General features: G+C 40.4%; 15 protein-coding genes. 7 read left to right on the forward strand and 8 right to left on the reverse strand.

Annotation, left to right across the window (positions count from 1 at the left end; translation table 11 throughout):
* Positions 1-14: 14 nt before the first annotated feature.
* The gene (locus MWU56_RS05430; RefSeq protein ID WP_067029128.1) at positions 15-3,050 is read right to left on the reverse strand and encodes a SusC/RagA family TonB-linked outer membrane protein; all 3,036 of its coding nucleotides are present in this window, start codon (positions 3,048-3,050) and stop codon (positions 15-17) included.
* Positions 3,051-3,813: 763 nt separating this feature from the next.
* On the opposite strand from MWU56_RS05430, the gene MWU56_RS05435 reads away from it, so the two are divergent.
* The 7 genes from MWU56_RS05435 (at position 3,814) to MWU56_RS05465 (ending at position 10,338) form a co-directional block, all read left to right on the forward strand.
* Positions 3,814-4,119 carry a hypothetical protein gene (locus MWU56_RS05435; protein ID WP_067029132.1) on the forward strand — a complete coding sequence of 102 codons (306 nt, stop codon included), beginning with the start codon at positions 3,814-3,816 and terminating at the stop codon, positions 4,117-4,119.
* A gap of 209 nt (positions 4,120-4,328) precedes the next feature.
* The gene (locus tag MWU56_RS05440) at positions 4,329-6,632 is read left to right on the forward strand and encodes a hypothetical protein (RefSeq protein ID WP_247042865.1); all 2,304 of its coding nucleotides are present in this window, start codon (positions 4,329-4,331) and stop codon (positions 6,630-6,632) included.
* Between the two features lie 149 nt (positions 6,633-6,781).
* On the forward strand, positions 6,782-7,456 hold the full coding sequence (locus tag MWU56_RS05445) for a hypothetical protein (protein ID WP_247042866.1): 675 nt from the start codon (positions 6,782-6,784) through the stop codon (positions 7,454-7,456).
* A 97-nt stretch (positions 7,457-7,553) separates the two neighbouring features.
* The gene (locus tag MWU56_RS05450) at positions 7,554-8,327 is read left to right on the forward strand and encodes a hypothetical protein (RefSeq protein ID WP_247042867.1); all 774 of its coding nucleotides are present in this window, start codon (positions 7,554-7,556) and stop codon (positions 8,325-8,327) included.
* A gap of 169 nt (positions 8,328-8,496) precedes the next feature.
* Positions 8,497-8,742 (forward strand): hypothetical protein, encoded by a 246-nt coding sequence (locus tag MWU56_RS05455; RefSeq protein ID WP_067036219.1) that lies wholly within the window; start codon positions 8,497-8,499, stop codon positions 8,740-8,742.
* Positions 8,742-9,242: a hypothetical protein gene (locus tag MWU56_RS05460; RefSeq protein WP_067036217.1), complete on the forward strand. Its 501-nt coding sequence runs from the start codon at positions 8,742-8,744 to the stop codon at positions 9,240-9,242. The genes MWU56_RS05455 and MWU56_RS05460 overlap by 1 nt, the downstream gene beginning before the upstream one ends.
* 247 nt (positions 9,243-9,489) lie before the next feature.
* On the forward strand, positions 9,490-10,338 hold the full coding sequence (locus tag MWU56_RS05465; RefSeq protein ID WP_067036213.1) for a restriction endonuclease: 849 nt from the start codon (positions 9,490-9,492) through the stop codon (positions 10,336-10,338).
* 159 nt (positions 10,339-10,497) lie between these two features.
* Here MWU56_RS05465 and MWU56_RS05470 read toward each other — a convergent pair whose 3' ends face one another.
* The 7 genes from MWU56_RS05470 to MWU56_RS05500 form a co-directional block, all read right to left on the reverse strand.
* A complete protein-coding gene (locus MWU56_RS05470; protein WP_247042868.1) occupies positions 10,498-12,084 on the reverse strand; it encodes a type IV secretory system conjugative DNA transfer family protein in 1,587 nt (528 codons plus the stop codon).
* Between the two features lie 11 nt (positions 12,085-12,095).
* Positions 12,096-13,115, reverse strand: a complete 1,020-nt coding sequence (gene mobB / locus MWU56_RS05475) for a MobB family relaxase (RefSeq protein WP_247042870.1) — start codon at positions 13,113-13,115, stop codon at positions 12,096-12,098.
* A gap of 2 nt (positions 13,116-13,117) precedes the next feature.
* Entirely contained in the window at positions 13,118-13,705 is a 588-nt protein-coding gene (locus MWU56_RS05480) for a BfmA/BtgA family mobilization protein (RefSeq protein ID WP_067036205.1), read from the reverse strand.
* A 471-nt stretch (positions 13,706-14,176) separates the two neighbouring features.
* Positions 14,177-14,356, reverse strand: coding sequence for a hypothetical protein (locus tag MWU56_RS05485; protein WP_067036202.1), 180 nt, complete (start codon positions 14,354-14,356; stop codon positions 14,177-14,179).
* Between the two features lie 306 nt (positions 14,357-14,662).
* Positions 14,663-14,884, reverse strand: coding sequence for a hypothetical protein (locus MWU56_RS05490; RefSeq protein WP_067036197.1), 222 nt, complete (start codon positions 14,882-14,884; stop codon positions 14,663-14,665).
* Positions 14,885-15,034: 150 nt separating this feature from the next.
* Entirely contained in the window at positions 15,035-15,484 is a 450-nt protein-coding gene (locus MWU56_RS05495) for a JAB domain-containing protein (protein WP_067036194.1), read from the reverse strand.
* 63 nt (positions 15,485-15,547) lie between these two features.
* Positions 15,548-15,901, reverse strand: coding sequence for a single-stranded DNA-binding protein (locus MWU56_RS05500; protein WP_067036229.1), 354 nt, complete (start codon positions 15,899-15,901; stop codon positions 15,548-15,550).
* Positions 15,902-16,424 lie beyond the last annotated feature (523 nt).

Consider the following 16,424-nt stretch of genomic DNA (forward strand, 5'->3'; position numbering starts at 1 on the left):
TTTTTTTTAGATGGTTAGAACCCTACTTTTAGCCCCAAGGTCAGTTGTCTCAGTGGTGGCAATCGGTTGTTGAGTGTCTGTTCCGGATCGGGCCCCTTGTATTTGGTAAAGGTCAAGAGGTTCTGCCCTTGCAGGTACACATTGACATCCAGACCATTTTCCAGATGGGGCACTTTGTAGTTCAAGGAAATATTGCGCACCCTGATAAAGGAGGCATCCGACACGGCGGCACTGCTCCTTCGCTGAAGGTCTCCATTGTTGGAGCCGGCAATCAATCCCGACGAGGCGACTTGATAGTTGTTCATATCACCCGGTTCCCGCCATCTATCGCGGTAGAGTTCGACACCGGCATTTCTCCTAAACCCGGGAACCGCGTTGTCCCGGAGGGTATTATAACCCTTTTGCTTTTTGAACTGTAGGAAAACATCAAAGGTCAGGTTACCCCAGTTGAGGGTATTCCCGAGACCCCCATAAAATTTGGGTGCCAGATCCTCAATCCATTGAAGATCCCCACTGCTACTGATGTTCCCATCCCCGTTATAGTCCTCGATCACGTATTGTCCAGTTTCGGGATCGACCCCAAGGGATCTGTACAGCTTTACAATGGATAAAGGTTCACCTATGACATAGCGATTGGCAAAAGTGGAAGTTTCCAAACCATCATAGCGCACAAGTTTACTCTTGGGAACCGATATATTAAAAGTCGTGGACCATTTAAAGGTTTCCGTACTTAGATTGGCTGAACGAAAATCCAACTCAATACCGGAGTTCTCCACCGTGGCATCGAAATTACCGGTAAGCTCGGAAAACCCGGTCGTGGCCGCCAAGGGCACCCCCACCAGTTGATTGGAGGAACGGTTCCTGTACCATGATGCATTTACAAATACACGGTCCCTAAAAAACCCAAGTTCAAGCCCTGCCTCCAGTTTTTTGTTGACCTCCCATCCGAACAAGGGATTAAAAATGCCCGAAGGACTCAGAATGGCGACCCCGTCATAATCGGAACCTGTGACCGTATAGGTATCCAAGAACCGGTAATCCCCGATATTATCACTCCCTGTGGTACCATAACTGCCTCGGAGTTTTCCAAAACTCAGTACGGAACTATCAGAAAGGAGGGCCTCTTCGGAAAAGATCCATGCCAATCCAACAGCACCGAAATTCCCGAACTGTTTGCCCGGACCAAAGCGGGAAGACCCATCCCTCCTTCCTGTCAGGTTAAGGATATACCTGTCCAAAAGTTTAAGGTTGACCCTCCCGAACACCGCATTATACTTATAATCGCTGTCGGCACTGTTGCGGACCTCCACACGATCGGCAGCTGTCAGGTTAAAGATCAGTGAATTGTTGGGAAAGCCCGTACCCCGCATCACCAGTTGCTCGGTAGTTTCCTGTTGGAAAGTGGTCCCCAAGAGTACATCCATGGAAAGCATTTTCCAATCCGTTTTCCATTGCAACTGGGGTTCAATGATCCATGAATTCCGCTTGGAACTATTTGTGGTCAGGCTGGAATAGCTTTGTGGGGTAAAGTTGAACCTTGGGTTTCTTGCCGAACTCGGCAGGGTCCGGTACGAATCCAAACTATAATCCGTATAGCCCATGCTCGCCCTTACTTCCAAATCCTTCACAAGCTCATACGAGATCAGGGCATTTGCCAGAACAGTTCTGGTCTTGACCCCAAATTTCTCTTCAAGGGCTGCCAAAGGGTTGTCCCATGTATTGTTTTCCCAATTGAGATTACCATCCTCGTCAAATAGTGCAGGTGCATTCGGCGCCAGTGTATACGCTTGAAAGCTTAGGTCCGACCGTGGCAATAGATTATCCTCTTGGCTATAACTGGTGGAAAGGTTCAACCGGAACCGGTCATTGTCCGATCGGTGGTTGATATTGCTATGCACATTGGCCCTTTTATAATTGGCATCCCCAGGAAAGACTGTCGTTTCTTTCAAAAAGGCACCACTGACCAAAAACTGGGTACGTTCACTTCCCCCGGAAACCGAAAGTTGGGCATTGTTCCGATACGCCGTTCCCCCTATAAGTTCCCTTTGCCAATCGGTATATCGATCTTGGTCCCATAGGGTAATATCCGGCCAATAAAAGTCATAGGCGGGCACGCCCAAAAAACCATCAAGTCCATCATTGCTGACCCCTTCCCTTCTCACCTCCAGATATTGCTGGGTGTCCATCAGATCCATAAATTGGGAAACCTGGCCAAGGGAAGTACTCAGGTGGGCATCGAACCGTGTTTTACCTGCCCTCCCCTTTTTAGTGGTGATCAGCACCACACCATTGGCCCCTCTTGAACCATATATGGCAGTGGCATCGGCATCCTTAAGGACTTCAATGCTCTCAATGTCATTGGGATTGATGGCATTCAGGGGGCTGATATCGCTGTTCACGATATCCCTGGATATATCTTCGGAACCCAAGGATTGGGATCCGTAGGGCACCCCATCCACAATGTATAAAGGGTCTGTCACCCCGTTGATAAAGTTTTGTCCGCGCACCTCAATGGAAAAACCACCTCCCGGAACCCCTGTGGACTGTACAATGTTCACTCCGGACAGATGTCCCTGCATGGCTGCCAGGGGATTGGCCACGGGTTGTTTTTCCATCACATCGGCCTTGATGGTGGCGATGTTTCCCGTACGTTCGCGCTCGGACACGGAGTAATAACCCGCATTGAGCACGACTTCCCCCAAAACGGTTACATCCTCCTCCAATTGAACGATAACTTCCTCTCGACCAGCAATGGGAACAGTGAGGGATTTAAAGCCCACCATGGAAAAGATGAGCACATCGGTAGGACCCGCATTGATAGAAAAAGAACCATCAAAATCTGAGATAGTTCCAATATTCTTGGATTCCACCACAAGGTTCACCCCGGCCAGGGGATTCCCAGAAGTATCGGTCACGGTGCCGGAAACAGTGGCCTGTGGTGGTTCCAAGACTGTGCCCGCCTGCGCATGAAAAAAAATAAAGGGCATAAAAAAAACATATAGTAACATGAGCAGGAATCCCCTGCGCATGCCTGTTATTGAATGTTGCATAAATTGAGTTCGTTTGATTTTTTTGTTAGTTATTAATTACACTACCCAAAAAGCCACGGGAAATCCGTAACTTCCAGAAGGGCATCAAGGTTCGGACAAAGGCCATCCTGTCCAAGGGAAAAAAGCCCATGGAAATGGATTCCTAAACCAAAAAAAGACCGTGATTTCGTGTAGGGTCGGTTACCCAAAAAGTGTAGTCGTTAGTTGTGGGACTAAAGGATATCGTAAACCGAAAGATCAGTGTAACGGGTATCCCACAACCCTAGTCTTGGGATTATACGGGATTCTTTGGCTTCTTTTTAAAAAGGATATCGAACACCGAGTGTGATGTCCCAAAAACAGGAGAATCACACAGAATGAACCCAACATAAAAAAGTTGCCAAATGTTTCCCATAACCCAAATGGTTAGGCGACACTTCAAAAAAACAAAGGAATCAAGCGCTAAGAAGAAAGTTACAATGAACCAATACCAAAAAAAAGGCGCGGAACTCAACTTACCATAGTAGAGGTACTGGTATACCTTGCAGATGATAAGAAAGCCCACGCCCCGGGTCGTGAGCAATCTACTTATCCTCTCATCTGCATAAAATTACCAGTTTTCTACTATGAGAATCTAAGCGAATGCTTCAAATATTGTCTATACGAAGTATCGCAAAATTACTATAAACTGAATTGTATTATCAGTTATCACCTCAAATATATAAAAATAATCGGTACGCCAAAACGTACCGATAAATTGTTTTCTAAATAGTTACTTGGGACTATGAAAAAGGAGTTAGAAAAGCTTATAAGAATAAAGATTGCTATTAGCTTAAGAAGACTTCTTGAAAACAGCAAAAAATTTCTTCAAAGTGATGACGATATTGCGCAGAGCTACAATCAAATAGCAATTATTACCGGTCTAAGGAAAGGTACTGTTTCCGATACTTTTAATGCAAAATCTACTCCTGGGTCCGGCACATTAATCCTAATCGTAGAATCAATGGGATTCGACCTTAGAGATTTTTCAAAGCTTTATTGTTCAATTAATGAAAGTGAGATTAAAAGTTTTAATGTGATACTTGATTGATAACTCGGTTACTTTAGCAAGCTCTTCTTTTTTTCTAGAAAATTCTTACATTTAAATTCTATTATCCCCCAAAAAATTTATTGAATACTAATAAAGCTATGCTTTGCATTCAATTGCAGAACTTGTGAATAAGATGACCAAATTGGTGGCATATATACAAGACAGTTGAGTATATAAGCTAGTTAGCCACAAGCTGAAAAAAAATCTGAATGACAATAAATTACATAGTTGAAATTTGCATAGCAATTGATATTGCAATTTTGGGTATTGCATATCCAATTATTGTGGATAAAATATCAAACATTGGAGAAAGATACAATTCAAACTATTTATCAGTTCTTTTTAATAAAGAAATCCCTCAACGACCAGTAATTTTAAAATTTGGAAAAAAAAGAATTGAATTATCAATCTTTCAATTAGCATTATATGTAACAATTATTTCTTTTCTATTTTTAATATTTCCAATTCAGCCACCTTTTAGTTGGGATAATTTTTTCATCAATAATTCCGCAAAACTATTAGTTTTTGCATTGACCACAACCTTAACCATTTTGTTTTTCCAATGGTTAAATAAGGTCGTCCTTTTCAATGGTAAACCAACCTCTTTGTTAAGCTATGTAATTAAAAAACACACATCACTTAAAAAGGAATCTACGGACAAACCATACTTCCTAAAAACAATCAATGAATTTACTTTTTACGCAATTGATAAGCAAGATGAGCATTTACAAGAGACTTTGCTTGAATTTTACTATAGTGAATTCTCTTCGATTCGAAAAAATCACGATAAGTCCAAACCATTAATTTATCCAGCAGATTTATATTCAATGGTACATAAACTGAATGTACAGTTAGCAAATAGCAGTAACCTAAAACTACCTGCAATAGAACATAGAGCTGTTAGTGGTTGGTGGTTACTTGGAGAAGATTTTGAAGAAATACCAATTTCCGAAGAGACATATAATTGGCTTTGGAGAAATCTGTATGTTATTTGCGAGAATGAGAAGTTTGTAAAAATGTATTGGTCAAATGCTCATCAGTATCTAGATTTTAGATTACGACCAATTATAGAAGATTACGATTTTGAATCTGGAGAGGTCAAAAATAAAATAGAAGTCCAAAACCGATTACAACAGAGAAGAACGTTTCTTGAATTTCATTACGCTTTAGGAGGTCTTTTAATATATAGAAACCAGTATAAAACCTTAAAATACATATTAAATTATTCTCAATCATTACCACCAAAGTTTGTTCTTCTGCCCGAAACAATGACAGAAATTTTTGAGTGGTTTGAAGAATTTAGAAATGAGTTTAAAAATCTTCAGACACCGATTGACATCAAATTTTATTTTCCCGAACTGGATAATTTAGGTAATAGAAGACAAGTTAATTATTGGATATGTAGTTATTTAACAGTTTTGTTTTTGCGTCAGTGGACCCTACATAAATATTATACTTTCCAAGATTTTACAGCACTTCCAAATTTACCCAATAATGTCGTTGAATTAAACAACTGGTTGGCAACTGTATCATTCTTTGAAAATTGCCTTAATGATGTATTATCAAATAAAGAGCTAATTAATGTTTTAGGTTATACAGAAGTCGTTGCAGAAAAGTCAGATGAAATCAAGAATTTCTCAAAAACATTAAAAGACAAAATAAAAGATAAGATTGGTCAAGAAAAATTAAATGCACAGTTATCTCCAGATAAAATTGAAAATTTCGAGAATAAATCAAACGAAATTATTTCAAAAGCTTTCGAAAGCTATAATAATATTTTCATTGAACTAGATGATAAAGAAAAAGATGATGAGTTAAAATTAACCGTCACCGGTGGGCAGACTTTAATGTCAAAATCTGCATTTACAGATAATGACATTCCTCATTTAAACTACGATTCAATTTTTGCAAGTCAAGTAGCACAAAATAGTATAAAGCGATTTATTCCAAATTCATTTTTAGTTTCAAGAACTAGACGATATTTACTAAATAAGGATAATTTCCTTGAAGGTTTAAATAAATTAATTGGAGAAAATCCTGATGTTGTTATTGTTGCTGTAAACGCAGGTTATCGTTTAAAAGAAATTTTGAAAGAATATGATGCAAGAACAAAATACATTCCATCAACTGAATATCGAATACAAGATATAATTTATGTTCTAAATAAAACGGATTTACCTAGTATCGAACACAGAGATATACTAGAGCAGGAAAAAGCGGATAGTCAACTAAAATTACTTAATGAAGATTTAAATATATATGCTTCGGTAATAGATGTAAGTAATCCAGAGAATAAAAAGGTAAAAGAAAAATGGGATAGTAAAGAGTTTAAAGATAATTCGGAAATACAAGTTCAAATCACAATCGCCTTTTTAGCAGTAATTTATTGGAGAAAGGAAAGGGATATTGTACAAATTGGACTTTCCTCTGAATTTAAAGAGCAAGGAATTGAAAGCACCCTTGATGAAATTAAACCATTAAAGAAAACTTCTAAAAAAGATAAAAAGAAGTAAAGCCAGTGGCTAACAATGTATAAAAATAATAGCGGTTTAATCGCTAAAACGAAAGTAAGTCAATATAAAAAAGGTCTGTGTTTAACTGAAAAGCTAGTGCTTGAAAATCCGCTACTATTCTTATACTAGACCGTTAACAATTATATTAAATGAACATTCCGCAAATAAAATTAATTCAGTCAAAAGGGCAGTTAATGCACAATGACGACATAATTGTATTAGATCCGGACTCAGATTTTGGGAATTTAACGATCAAGTACTTCGTAATCTTAACACGTATAGCAAAGGTCAATTTGGAACTGGAAAAATTGTATAAGGACTTTAAAAATATTGACTATTACGATGAAAACCCTATTGTCTATCCAAAATTAGACGATTGTTATGACTATCATAAAGTTGAACAAATTATCTATGATTTACGAGTAAGTACGGACCAATTAATATGCTTGTCATACGTGCTGAATTACAAACGGATTAATGGAAAGTACCCTAAAAAAATTAAAATTGACTGTATTGGAAAATACTTAAAAACCCAGACTGAATATTTAGCGGAATATGGTCCATTTAAAAATTTTCTTGAAAAACTAAACCAAGTAAGCAACGCTTACAAACACTCTTTTCTGAATGGACAAACAATGAACTTGAGAGGTAGCTTTGAACCTGTTCTGTTCGCGTTGGATTTGAAATACAACGATAAGTCGGAAAAACCTGTTTTTTATTCAATTAAATTAGTGGGAATAATAAAGGAGTTTGACGAAATGTTTCAGGTACTAAATAATAAATTAAGGGAAAATACAATTGCTGACATTGGCAATAACAAATAGGGCCTAAATTATCAAATTTAAACGCTTTGGCTACGTCGCAGACGGACCCTTACTGCCCTATTGGCCATAGCCGATCCCGTTGGCGGTAATTTTAAAAATGGATATAAAAGATAGGTTTAAATTTATTAATCAAGTTTTTGAGAAACACGTAAACGGAATTGAAACACTAATTGAAAATCATTCTTTTCCTAAGTCAATGTTATGTCTTTACTCAAAAGTTATACAGATTGAATCGCTGAGAAAAATTCTAGAAAAAACTGATAAGAATTTCTATTCTTCACAAGTATTATTGAGAACATTATTGGAGCATTATCTTATTGGATATTATGCTTATTATAAAACATCAACAGAAAAAGACGATTCAATCGGAGAAGCATATTATGACGAATATCTAAAATCTGAAATTATTAAGCGAGAAAACTATTATTTCCAACTCGACAAGATAAAAGATGATTTGAAAGCGGAAAATATAAATGGATACTTATCAAAATATGGAGAAGAATTTACTGATTTAACTCAAGTGGAAATTGACAATATCCATAAAAAAGCATCTCAATTTAGTAACGTAAGAAACGTAATCAAATATCTATTCAATTCAGAAAATCAAACAAAAGAAGAAGGCATACTTCATACAATGCTATTTGACTTTTTAGAAAAATACAATAATCTATCTTCATACGTTCACGGAGGAGTTTCAGCGGAAGTCGAATCATTTAATAAAGATGACTCAATAAAAAGGTTGGAAAAAATAGAAGAAAATAAAACGTGGGGAATATCACTAGAAGCGAATTTAAAGTTTTACTTTTTGTTCCTACTTTTTAAAGACAACCCTGACGAAGTACTAAAATTAAATGGGTTTTTAAAAAAATAACTTCCGCCAGCAAAGATGGCTATAAGTAATTGCATGCTCTCGTCTATTCCTGAAAATCCTCGCGGATTCTCAGTTTGGTGTGTACTAGCAAAGTTAATCCATAACCCACGCAACTAATCATAGCCGAGCTCGATGTGGCGCAATTTGACAACCGAACAGAAAAGAAAAAATGAAAGAATACTTAGAAAAACTTAAGTACGCAAAAACGGAATCCGAAGTCGATGGTATTTTGGACGAAATAGTACCAATTTTGAAAAGTCAGGGAGTTTCACCTACTGAAATTATGATGTATTTCAAAATGGGTGGAAATGATTTTGATTTTGTTCCAAAAACTCAAGACCACAGAATGACCAATTCGAATGCAGGTAAAGCTCAAATAATTTTACAAAAACTTATGGCTAAACTTAAAAATTAATGGATTCAACAACTGATTGGATTTCTGCTATTTCAAGTTCTATGACAATGCTAATTTCTGGTGGTGTTTTGTGGGTTGCTTATCATCAAATTAAACAAGTCAAAAAACAATTAAAAGGACTATCAGAAAATCAAAAAAATAGCACTTTAATGACTGTTCTTGAACTAGAAAGCGAATTAAACAAGCGGAAAGAAAATTTCGACAAATCAAACTTTGAATTAAGAGAATACAGTCTTGAAGTGGAAAACTCAAAGAAAAAATTGAGTAAAGAACTTTTGGAAATTTACAGAGACAAAATCGATGTCGCAAAAGAAAATTATTTGAATTCTCTCGACCGACTTTCGTATTGTATTTTACACGACTACCTATCTGACAGAGATTGGAGAACTGAGTATCGAGATACTATTTTTGATGCGGTTGATTCATATAAAGAAAACTTTGGAGTTAGTTCAAGATACAGAAATACCATTAAAATTTATGATAAGTGGAAAAATGAATAAAAACCATTGCCAGAATTGGCTAGTTGAAACCGCTTTTTCCCGAAGACTTCTGAAAATATTTGGTGCGTATTTCCAAAGTTAACCTCTAAACCATACTATTACTCATTGCTGAGACCGTTACCAACAAGCCTAAAAAAATGACCGTGATTGATTGATGAGGCTTGCAGGACAAATGTATAGGAAGATATGTTACTCAAGTAATTAACCAGCAGGTGTTTTAGGTAATTTTGTCATCAATCCGAAAACTATGGCCAAAAACGAGCTAGATTGGGAACACTATGAAGCCATCACAAAATACATCTATGCGTCCCTTGGGGTACAGTATGGGATTAAGGTAATAGGTTATGGACGGAAATTTAGAGTTAAAGGGAAATCGGGTGTGCACCATCAAGTAGACGTTCTAACTGAACAATCCAATTGCGAGGGTCAATTACTTACCGCGATCGAATGTAAATATTGGAATAGGAAGGTCAATAAAGATGTTGTCATGAAGCTTTCCAAGATAATGGAGGATTCAGATATAACTAGCGGAATAATTGTTTGTAAGGCAGGGTTTACCCCGGATTCACAAACCTTTGCTGAGCATGAAGGTATAAAACTTGTTGAACTAAGAGAAGCCGAGGAAAATGATGGAGAATTCCAAAAAACGATGGAGATTGGCACTTTGGACATTCATTTCAATATTGAGGTCTTACGCGGGAACGTTACGAGCATTGATCTGGGCAGCTCCATCATTGCTAGTGAAAGGGAAATAATGGCAATGTACTATGCCGAATTGTACGATTTGGAAGGAAGAAAAATACCTTTTGTCAATTATCTGAAGGAATTCTCGGAAGAAATGCAACGCAGAGGTAAACTATTGAGAACCGATACTATAGTTTATCCCGTTAGCTCCCCACTCTTCTTGAAATTGGCTGACAAGGAGGTTTCTGTTGAAAAAATAGCAATCACCGGATTTTTGATGAAAATTGATAGTCAATCCAAAAAATCATTTTCATTGACCGATCAGGTTTGGTTAATTATGAAAGAGTTGTTCAGTACAAGAAAACTAGCTCTTTCGAAGAGTGGGTTGATATGGAACCTACCCTCCACTTGAGGATTAAATGATAAAAAAAATCAAAACCTTAGAGCAATAAAACAATTAATTGCTCCAGCTGAATCAATACCTGATTTACCAAAACTTTGCAATTTTTTCAATAGAAATTAGCCCGGGCCTTAGCTTGGATTTCATCAAGAGAAATTAAAACAATTTTGATCATTGAAAAATCTTCCCAATATCATGGTGCACTTTTAGATAATGCTGCTCCAGTTCCGATTCTGAAATCTCCAACGGCTTGGGCAACCCTTTTGGGATATCAGGCCTTTGAAACTGCACCTTTCGGTCCTTCCCATCCGCAAACACCACAAACTCCCCTTGTTTCAACCGAAAGAACACCTCGGCCCTCCGTTTGGACACCTCCTTCTCCCCTTCCGTTATCCGTCGTTCTAGGTTCAACCCTGAACTTTTGCTCACACTCCGTGTCGGTATCTTGACCAACTCAAAGAACCGCTCATAATATCTAGCCGTATCTGGGTCATTCACTTTACCAAAGAACTGGTACGACAAATTTGAGAGTATCGCCTTGCTCGCCTTCTCCCCGTACATCATATCATTTTGAATCTTGTCCTGCAACACATACACACTCACAATATCATAGCTGCGCAGGGTGGCCGGTATCCGATGCATGTTCAGGAGACGTAAGGTAGAGGCCTCTTCCAACAACATAAAGGAAGGTTTCCGGTTCCGTTGGCTCATCTGCTTGGATATCGTATGGATAATGGTGGCGATCACCGGGGAAAGGGAAGCATCCTTTTGGGGGTTGTTCACCAAGGCAATGACGGATGGATGGTCTTCATTATTGATATCCAAGGAAATCTCATCCTTGGAAAGCACCATAAATATTTTTCGGGTACTGATCTTTTTAAAACCATTGGCCAGGGTACTGAGCACTCCAGCCGTTTGTCTCTCTGACCCTATGCCACTGATAAAGGCATCCGCCATGGCCCGCGAAGTGATGTTCCCTTTTAAAAACTTGATCAGGCTCTTGGTACCCAATTGTTGAAAAACAGCCATGAGATGGGGCAAAGTGCAATAGTGCGGATAATCTGTCTTCAACCGCCAAATCAATCCACTGATCAAACCTTCGGCAGCATCTTTAAAAAAACGGGAAGTACTATTCTCATCGGAGTCCCTATGTTCCATCAAGTTCTCCAAAAGCACCCGGGACACTTCATGCACACTTTCCTCATCGGGCAAATATCGGGGAGCAATGGGATTGACACGATGATAAATAGGTCCAAAGGAAACAATCTTAAAGGGTATCTGCTCCCCATTCCATAAGGGATAGGCCATTTCGGTAATCTCAAAATCCTTGTAATCGTGGATGACCCCAGAGAAATGCTCTTTTTGAAAATGCTTTAAAAAATTATAGATGACACTCTCCGTCTTTCCACTCCCTGCAGAGGCCATCACGGACACCCCCCTTCTGATGTTTCCCAACACCAGAGGCCTCCCCTTTACCTTCATTCTCACCTCAAAGACCTTGGAGGGTTTCTTATCGTCTTTGTAGTGGTCCACCAAACCATAGATTACTATATGGGCAAAAAACAGGGGCAACCAAAGGGACATAGATCCTTTTATTAAGTCATCCCAACCCCAAAAAAAACCATTGGCCACCGCCAGAAGAACTATGCCCAAAAACCATATCACAAACCCATATTTGAGAAATCGATTTACTACAACCGAGATTCCTGCCCCGATTACAATACCAGATACTATTTCAATCCATCCTAAATTTTCCATATTTGATTTGTTTAAATTCCAATTGATCCTGATTCCATAGCCTTTCCGATGCCTTTTTTAAGTTGCATCAACGCTTTATAGGCCAACTGCGCTTTATTGGTGGGGATGCTCGGCACTTTGATTCCTGCCTTGAACAACAATTGTTTGGCTGCCTGTTTTTCATTGCTTGGCAGCCCCAAAAGGGCAGCAAAGAACTGTTTGGGATCCTTGTCCAGAAGGTTTCGGGCATGGTAGGTCTCCACAAAGTTCCTGCGATAACCAAACTGTCTGTCAAAGCTCTTCTCAGCCGCCCGATAGAATTTGTCCCGGTCAAAGCCCTGTTTGACCTTTTCCCCATTGAGGGTGGTCTCCGAGGTGCGGAACTTGGATCCTGGGGAGAGGCTATGAGAATTCGTGATATCCTTTCGGCTCACAATGATATGGATATGGCTCTGGTGGCCCTCCTTGGCCATGCCTGGAACGATACGTTTCCCGTGTTGTTTATGGGGTGCCTCCATTTCCAGAGCCTTGATTTTCTCCTGAAGTTTGGCCATGTCCCCTTGCTCCCTACCCTCTTTGATGGCCCTGATCTGGTGTTGCAGTTCCAAGATCTTGCTGGCATAGGCTTGGTTCTCCTTGACCTTCTTATCCTTTTCGGAATAGGTACGCTCCCGCTCCAACTTCGCGAAATACAGCACATTCTTCACTGAAACTTCCTTATCCCGATAAAACGAGGCCGCATAGGTCTTCATAAGTTCCCGGGTGTACTCTTTCAACTTTTCGGGGTCGTTTCCGATATGTTTTAACTCTGCTTGGGATGGACTGACCATGATGGAATAGAACTTGGGATCCCGTTTGGACAACTTGGAAGTATTGGCATCGATCTCGGCAATGACCCTTTGGGCATCGATATCATTCTCTGTCTGATTGAAAAAAAGTTCTTGCTCTTCCAAGGCCTTTCCTTCGTTCTCCTTTTCCAGATAATTGATAAAATCACTGGCGCTGCCATGATAGTTATCTCTCAAGTGTTGTCTTGTAATGGCGATATACATGCTTATAGATTTTTGAGTTTTGTGCGGTACTGTTCAATGGCCCCGGGTTTGAGATTCACTCTGAGGTGGTCCTTTCCAAAACGGTTCTTGGCCACGGACACATGGTCCAGCACATGGCCAAAATCCTCCTTAAGTTCTTCCAACTGTTCCTTCAGCCGTTCATGGACGATCTTGGGCACTGTGGTCTCCCTATCCAACAACTCGGGATTGGTGGGCGTGTTGATCTCGGTGAGTTGCTTTTCAAAAAATTCAAAGTCTCCTTCCCATTCCTCGCCTTCTTCAGACTCCAGTTCCTGCTGAAAAAGGGCCTGTATCATACTGACCGTGGGCAGCGTCTGCTCTTTTTCGATACTGCGCATGATCGCCACCATGGCGTTGAATCGCCGTTTGATCAAATATTTAAGGCTTGCAATGGTCTCGTGCATCCGTTCATCGGGCGATATACCATTATGGTCAAAGAACTCTACCATGGCCAACAAGGTCATGGAATGGGACTTCCCTTGTCGTTTGGAAAAGCTCCGAAATTTCATGGCCACCGAGATTTTGATCCTCAGTCCCGCAAACATCTCTTTTTCGTATCCTCTATCCATTTTTTCAACAAAAAATCCTTGGTTCTACTGGGCTAGGCCCATTTTTTCAACAAAAACCGAATGCCCCAAGTTTTATAGAATGTCCAAGCCCCCTATAAACAGGGCCTTGCGGAGCAATCATGATCGGTAGCGCTGCGCCAGCACGCTATCCTCTTGCTTCTCCTTTTTGCGCCAAAGGCCCAAAAAGCATCGCACAAACCATCTTAAAAAGACAGCCGTCCCTTATCCTATTTTACCCTATGGAGCACGGACTTTTGGAAAGTCAGATCAAGTTGGGTTGCCGTGCAAACTTTGCTACGATGTAGCCTCTTAAATATACCCACATTCCATCAGGCACAAAAATGCGTTCTGCGGGCAAATGACATCATTTGCCCGCAACATAAATAAAACTGCCATTTTTGGGTTTCCACAACGTCAGGAGTTCCACGGGAACGCCAAAAAAAAGACCCTTTTTCAAGGGTCTTGTTCCCGTCAGTCCTCCGATGGAACAGTATTGGTCTGTTCCCTGTAATACTCATACCGAAATATCCAGAGATTGACCACCAGGGAGTAGGTTTTGTCCACCGTGGCATCCGCTGTCTTTTTGACAACGCTTTTCTTTGGATGTTTCTTTGCAGGGATTTCCAATGACTTTTTTACAATTGCTTTCATAATACATGATTTTAAATTATCGATTATTTGAGGGCATCCCCGCACTTCCCAAAAATTTCAGCTCAAAAGGAAACGGAATAAGGAGTGAGGTACGAACGGTTTATGCCGTAGTCTTTTGATGGGAACATTTTTGAAGGGCTAACTTGCGGTCAAATAAGGGATAGGTATTCTTTGGGGTTGCCCAATACTTTGCAAACAAGAATTTCCCAAATTGGTTTTTGGGTGTTCGACCCACCTAAAAACCAACCATGAACCCATAAAAAAAGCCCATCGTGATGGATGGGCTTGGATGGTGGGTTTAAGGGTTCACATATTGAATACGAAATCATAATGGTATAGGTTTCGCAAAGCTTCCCTTCGACTCCGCTCAGGGCAGGCATCTTCCAAGAGGATATCATAGTCCTTATCGTGGGTTTCTGCAAATTGGCGCAATTCTGTCCCGGAACGGCTTTCCACATCTTCTTTGGATACGGAAAGCAAACGTTCCTGGGTCTCGCTATCAAGGTTGGTAAAGTTCAAATAGACCATTATTCAAAACTTTGATAGTTCATTGCTCACAGATCATATAGGCTTGGATCGAACCCATCGGGGTAATACCTTGGGTCATATTGTTCTTCCAACCATTTTTCAAATTCCGTCATTTCTGTATTCGCTGTATTCGCTTCCATGACCATTGGATTAAAGAATTCCATTATCGGCAAAACTGTAATACCTACCATCGGGCGCTAGGATAAGATGATCCAAAATCTTAACGTCAAAAAGCTGTGCCGCCTCTTTGATCTTTTGGGTCAATTGTTTGTCCTGATAACTGGCCTTGAGTTGTCCAGAAGGATGGTTATGGGCGAGGATGATCCCCACGGAAAGGGTCTTTAGCGTAATGGCAAAAAGGATGCGCAGATCTACCAAGGTACCTGTGATGCCCCCATGGGATAGTGGATAGATACCCTTTACCTTGTTGGACTGGTTGAGCAGCACGATCTTAAAGGTCTCGTGCAGGCCTATGGTCTTGTTGTCCCAATTTTTGAACAATAGATTCGCCACCTCATTGGAGTTCGTCACGGACAGGGATTTCAGGGTACTGAGCTTTTCCCGATAACTGATCTGTATTTCATTGACACGGTGTTCCATTTCAAATGTGTTAAGGATGAAAAAAGAAAGGGATGCCCAAAGACTGGACACCCCCTATCCATTTTACTCGGTGCTATTGTTATCACCACCACCCAAGAGCAGGATCTCACTGGCCACCACTTCGGTCACATACTTTTTAGTACCCTCTTTGTCCTCATAGGATCGGGAGGTCAATTTCCCTTCGATGGCAACTTCCTTTCCTTTAGTCACGAAGCCTTCGATGATGTCGGCTAATTTCCCCCATGCGATGATGGTGTGCCATTCGGTATTGGTCACCCGTTCCCCTTCGGAGTTCTTGTAATGTTCGTTGGTGGCCATGGTGAACCGTGCCACACGTTTGCCTTTGTCAAGGTCTGTGATGGTAGGGTCTTGCCCCACGTTTCCAATAAGTTGCACTTTGTTTCTCAATGTACTCATGATAAAAAGTTTTAAAGGCCTGCTATCTTCCAGTATGGATAAATCAGCAAACAGGGTTAAAAATTTCCCCTTTATTTTTTTGGTTTTTGTTTCCCAAATTTTAAGGGGCGTTTGTTTGCTTCTTACGTGCGTAGCACAATAAAAGAAGGGGGTTCTGTCAAGGCTTTTGGACTGAAATCGGGAGGCTCCGCGACGTAGCAAAACCTTAAGGTTTTCAAGGAAGTGGAAACCCTATTTATGGACAAAACCTGCCTTGGCCTTGACAGGTTCGATAAGGGCCTTAGGAATTCCATCCGACCCATTGGCAAGGGAGCGTACGGGAAGTTAAGCGAGTGCAGGCGATGGTGTCCTGATAGGAAGTCCTTGGGCACTGCCCTGTTTTTCGATGCCCCGAAAAACAACGAGGGCTTCTTTTATTATGGACCCCTTAAAATTTGTTGGGCGGACGGACGGATTTGCGGCCTTTCCCGGCAAAGCCCCAAGAAGGGTTTGCTAAGGAAGGGCGCACCAAAGATCCGTTTGG

Source organism: Allomuricauda sp. F6463D (genome assembly GCF_023015965.1).
GTDB lineage: Bacteria > Bacteroidota > Bacteroidia > Flavobacteriales > Flavobacteriaceae > Flagellimonas.